The sequence below is a fragment of the Butyrivibrio sp. genome, from assembly GCF_024699075.1.
This window is the reverse complement of record NZ_JAILQF010000245.1, coordinates 1-5,058: the sequence shown is the minus strand read 5'-3', so window position 1 is coordinate 5,058 and position 5,058 is coordinate 1. Positions and strand designations below refer to the sequence as shown.

The window sequence follows — 5,058 nt, the reverse complement described above, 5'->3', positions numbered from 1 at the left end:
TCTTGCTTCAACCATTCGTATCGGTGGACTTGATGTATCACTTACAGAACTTCGTGCTAATGTAGTAGGAGCTCAGCTTGGTGCAAGTGCTATTCATACAAGTAAGATTGCTGCTATCATAGGTCTTATACTCATAGTTCTGTTTATGATAGTTATATTCAGAATCCTTGGTGTTGCAGCTTCAATGGCACTTGGTTTTTATTGCTGTTTCATGGTAATACTTCTTTCAGCATTTGATATAACACTTACACTTCCCGGTATTGCAGGTATTATTCTTTCAATCGGTATGGCAGTTGATGCTAACGTACTTGTATTCGCACGTATCAGAGAAGAAATTGCAGCAGGATCTGCTGTTGATAAGGCTATCAAAGCTGGTTATTCCAAAGCTCTTTCTGCTATCCTTGATGGTAATATTACAACACTTATTGCAGCCGGTGTTCTTGGTCTTCGCGGAACAGGTACAGTAAGAGGTTTTGCTATTACTCTTGCTCTTGGTATTGTTGTTTCCATGTTTACAGCACTTGTTGTAACAAGAGGAATATCTTCAATACTTTACAACCTTGGATTTAAGAATGAAAAATTCTATGGCAAAGCTAAAGCTCCTAAGAAGATTGATTTTGTTTCAAAGAGAAATATCTTCTATGCAATTTCTATCATTATAGCTGTTGCAGGAATTGCTACATGCTTATACAACCACTCAGCTGGAAATCATGCATTTAACTATTCAATTGATTTCGTAGGTGGTACAGCAACTACAGTAACATTTGAAGATGGACAGACTCCTTCAGTAGACGAGCTTGACAGCACAATTGAGCCTGCGATTATTGAAGCAGCTATGAGTGCAGATTCAAATCTCAAGAATCTTTCAATTTCACATCAGCTTGTTAATGATCAGGATCAGGTAGTATTTAAGACACAGTCACTCTCAACAGATGCTTCTCAGGCTATTGATGAGCTTCTTACAACAACTTACGGTGCTACTGATGTTACATATGAGACAATCAGTGCTACTATCAGTGATGAGATGACAAGTGATGCTATATGGGCTACAATTATTGCACTTATCCTTATGCTTATCTATATCTATTTCAGATTCAGAGATATTCGCTTTGGTGCAAGTGCTATCATCGCTCTTGCTCATGATGCTATTATGGTTATCATGTGCTACGCATTTACAAGACTTGAAGTTGGAAGTACATTTATCGCTGTAGTTCTTACAATAATCGGTTATTCAATCAACGATACTATCGTTACATTTGACCGTATCCGTGAGAATCAGCATGGAATCCGTACTAAGGATCAGCTTAAAGAACTTGTTAACAATTCAGTTAACCAGACACTTACAAGATCACTCTTTACATCTATCACAACCTTCATCATGGTACTTTGCCTGTATGTAGTAGGTGTTAGAGATATCAAGACTTTTGCACTTCCTCTTATGGTTGGTGTAGTAAGTGGTACATATTCTTCAATATGTATAGCTGCACAGCTTTGGTTCTCTATGAAGAAGAACAGTGTAGAAAAGGCTTAAACTATTCTAGAATTATTAAGACTGCAGGAAGTGTATAGCTTTCTGCAGTCTTTTGTGTTAAAAGGGAAAATTAATGTCAAAGTGGATGATCGCGGCCAAGAAGGCTGATTTTAATAAGATAGCAAAAGAGTTCAATATAAGTCCGATAACAGCAAGGCTGATCCGTAACAGAGGGCTTACCGATTTTGATGATATTAAAAGATATCTATATGGTGGACGTGAAGACTTAAGAGATGCTCATGAGCTGACTGATATTGAAAAGGCAGCTGTTATCATGAAAGACAGAATAGATTCAGGTTGTAAGATAAGGATAATCGGAGACTATGATGTTGATGGAATATGTTCGTCTTATATTCTCTGGGCAGGTCTGTCATTTGCAACCAGAGGATCAAATTCATCAAAGGCATCTGATTCAAAGACAGATTATAGGCTTCCTGACAGAATAAAGGACGGATATGGTCTTAATGAAAGACTTGTCATGGAAGCAAAGGATGACAATATCGATACTATAATTACTTGCGATAATGGTATAGCTGCTTATGACCAGGTAAAGCTTGCCAAAGATCTTGGAATGACAGTTGTAGTAACAGATCATCATGAGGTTCCTATTGATAAAGATGGAGATACAGAAAAACAGATTCTTCCACCTGCAGATGCAGTAGTTGATCCTAAACGTCATGATTGTAAAGTTAAGTTCAGAGAAATATGTGGAGGAGTAGTAGCATACAAGTTTCTCCAGATACTATTTGAAAAATATGAAGAGACAGGCTGGAAGCATTCAGCTGTAGATGTGCATGAATTTTTTAATGAAATGCTTGAGTTTGCTGCATTATCTACAGTATGTGATGTAATGCCTATTGAAGATGAGAACAGAGTCCTTGTAAGAGAAGGGCTTAAGCAGATGGAAAATTCCAGTAATCTAGGCCTTAGAAGCCTTATAAATGTTAATGGCCTCCAGGGAAGTAAAATGACAGCTTATCATCTTGGATTTGTGATAGGGCCTTGCCTTAATGCTACAGGACGACTTGATAGTGCAATGAGAGGACTTGATCTTCTTACTTCATCAAACGAGATGATAGCAGTAAACATAGCAGGAGATCTGAAAGCCTTAAATGATAGCAGAAAGACTATGACGCAGCAGGGTGTAGATAAGGCAACTGAAGAAATGGACAAGTATGGCAAAGATATTCCCAAAGTCATTGTTCTTTATCAGCCTGATCTTCATGAGTCTATAGCGGGAATAGTTGCGGGAAGAGTCAGGGAGAAGTATGCAAGACCTACAATAGTTCTAACAAATGCCAAAGAGGGCGTCAAAGGAAGTGGAAGATCAACAGAGAATTACGATATGTTCAGAGAATTGTCAGAGTGTAAAGATCTTTTCACCAAATTTGGCGGACATAAAATGGCGGCTGGACTATCACTCTCAGAGCATAATGTAGAAGAATTAAGAAGACGACTTAACGATAATTGTACGCTTACAGAAGAAGATTTTGTTGAGATCAGGCACCTCGACATGGTATTACCACTTCAGTATTTAAATGTTTCTCTTATTAAAGAATTTGATATTCTTGAACCATATGGTAATGGCAATGATAAACCATCCTTTGCTGCTCGTGATATAAGGATTAAAAACGGACGTATTATGGGCAAGAACAGAAATTGCGGCAAATATAGGATTTCTGACGATAATGGCAGAGAGTATGAAATGGTTTATTTTGGCAATATGGAAAAATGGCACGATTTCCTAACAGAGCGATATGGAAATGCCATCATAGATGAGTTATATAATAATAGTATAAAAGAAGACATAGTTCTTAATATTGCGTATTATCCTGATATTAATACATGGCAGGGTAAAGAGAGCCTTCAGATTGTGATGACAGATTTTTGCTGACATAACAAAACGCCCACCGGGCAGTGGACGTTTGTTGAGCTTATTTGAATTCTAGAGGATTCTATTTAGCTCATTCATATGAGGGGGAGATAGTGCTTTCAACAACTATCTTGCATATAAATATAAAGAACAAATGTGTTCAAGATGTGTTCAAATACTAAAAAAGAAATAAAGATAAAATAATGAAAATGGGAGATACACATATGAAGCTTGAATGTTTGCTTGAGAAAATAAAATATGAAGCCTTTGAAGGAAATACAGGAAGAAAAGCTGATATTTCAAATGTAGAAATAAAATCAGTAGTCAATAATTCTAAAAACATAGAAGAAGGCTGCTTTTTTATGTGTATAAAGGGAGCCAACTTTGATGGTCATAGCGTAAGCGTAGAGGCAGCTTCCAAAAAAGCTGCAGCAATACTTGTACAGGATGATGTTGAACTTCCTGAAGGATGTACAATGCCTGTTATCAAAGTTGAGGATACGAGATATGCCATGGCATTTATATCTGCAGCATGGTTTTCAAATCCTGCAAAGGATCTTAAAACTATAGGTATTACAGGGACAAAGGGTAAGACAACTACAACATATCTTATAAAGAGTATGCTTGAAAACGCCGGACATAAGGTTGGACTTATAGGAACTATTGAAGTAATAATTGGTGATAAGCATATCCCTGCTAAGAATACAACACCAGAATCATATGACCTTCAGGAGTATATGAGACAGATGGTAGATGAGGGATGTGATTCTCTTGTTATGGAAGTTTCATCTCAGGCACTTATGCAGTACAGAAGTCAGGGTTTTGTATATGATATTGGTATATTTACTAACATAGAGCCTGATCATATTGGCCCTAATGAGCATAAGGATTTTGACGATTATATGCACTGTAAGGGGCTTTTGTTTAAGCAGTGTAAAGTAGGTATAGCTAATGCTGATGATGAGCATATGCTCAAGGTTCTTGAAGGACATACCTGCGAACTTGAAACTTTTGGCTTTTCAGAAGGATCTGATATTAGAGCGGTAAATCTTGCTTATATCAGAAAGCCTGGACAACTCGGAGTATTTTTTGACACAGAAGGACTTATTGAACTTCATGCTGAAGTACGTACTCCCGGTAAATTCTCAGTTTATAATGCACTTTGTGCTATTGCTGTTGCAAGACATTTCGGATGTACAGATGAAGAGATCACACAGGCTTTGAAGGATGCAAAGGTTAAAGGTCGTATTGAAATGGTCAAAGTTTCAGATGACTTTACACTTATGATCGATTATGCACATAATGCCATGGCCCTTAAGAGTCTTCTTTCAACTCTCAAGGATTATCGTCCTAACCGTCTTGTATGCCTGTTTGGATGCGGCGGTAACAGATCAAAGCTTCGCCGCTATGAAATGGGAGAAGTAAGTGGAAAGCTTGCTGACTTTACTATTATCACTTCAGATAATCCAAGATTTGAAGAGCCACTTGATATCATTCATGATATAGAGATCGGCATGAAGAAGACAGATGGTAAATATGTAGAGATTCCTGATAGAAAAGAAGCTATAGCTTATGCGATCGATAATGCTCAAAAGGGTGATATCATTATCCTTGCAGGCAAAGGTCATGAGGATTATCAGGAGATCAAGGGAGT

General features: G+C 37.5%; 3 protein-coding genes. All 3 read left to right on the top strand.

What is annotated here, in order from left to right:
• A partial coding sequence (gene secF, locus K6G87_RS10035; RefSeq protein ID WP_296836568.1) for a protein translocase subunit SecF occupies positions 1-1,531 on the top strand: 1,531 nt, incomplete at its 5' end.
• 73 nt (positions 1,532-1,604) lie between these two features.
• Entirely contained in the window at positions 1,605-3,425 is a 1,821-nt protein-coding gene (recJ, locus tag K6G87_RS10030; RefSeq protein ID WP_296836566.1) for a single-stranded-DNA-specific exonuclease RecJ, read from the top strand.
• A gap of 203 nt (positions 3,426-3,628) precedes the next feature.
• A partial coding sequence (locus K6G87_RS10025; protein WP_296836565.1) for a UDP-N-acetylmuramoyl-L-alanyl-D-glutamate--2,6-diaminopimelate ligase occupies positions 3,629-5,058 on the top strand: 1,430 nt, incomplete at its 3' end.